This window comes from Burkholderia sp. E168m22 (assembly GCF_001319805.1).
Lineage (GTDB): Bacteria > Pseudomonadota > Gammaproteobacteria > Burkholderiales > Burkholderiaceae > Burkholderia > Burkholderia orbicola.
Map to the genome: position 1 here is coordinate 1 of NZ_BBSK01000183.1, position 622 is coordinate 622.

Consider the following 622-nt stretch of genomic DNA (forward strand, 5'->3'; position numbering starts at 1 on the left):
GAACGGACCGGTGTGGTCAGCGGCTCAAGACCCAGTTCGCGAGCGAAGCTGCGCGTGCGGTGGTCGATGTAGGCCGAGCCGTTGTCCGTCAGCCATTCAATGGGCTGCGCGGCCTGCGTGGTGCCGAAGCGCTGTTCGACGGCGGCCAGCATCACGTCGCGCACCACATCACCGCTATGCCCGCCGGTCGTTGCTGCCCAGCTAATCGCCTCGCGGTCGCAGCAGTCCAGCGCAAACGTCACGCGCAGCGGCGTACCATCGTCGCACCGAAACTCGAAGCCATCGGAGCACCAGCGGGTGTTGCTGCGGTCCACCGCAACGCGACCGTCATGTCGCCGCTTATCTCGCCGCATGCCAGGGCGGCGCAGCAGCAACTGATGCTCCCGCATGACCCGATACACGCGCTTGACGTTGATGCACGGCGCACCGCTCTGCTCCCGACTGCGGCGCAGCAGCGCCCAGACACGGCGGTAGCCGTAGGTGGGAAGGTGCGCCACATGGGCCTGAATCTCCTCGACCAGCCCGGCATCGTTGGTCACGCGGGCACGGCGACCATCGCGCCAGTCGGACGAGCGAGCTCGCTTCACCGCCACGGCAGAGCGCGCCACGCCGAGAACTTCGC

The 622-nt window shown here is 67.8% G+C and carries 1 protein-coding gene; it reads right to left on the minus strand.

All coding sequences use genetic code 11. The features are described from left to right. On the minus strand, positions 1–622 hold a 622-nt coding region (locus AP428_RS34315), incomplete at both ends, for a DDE-type integrase/transposase/recombinase (RefSeq protein WP_054928696.1).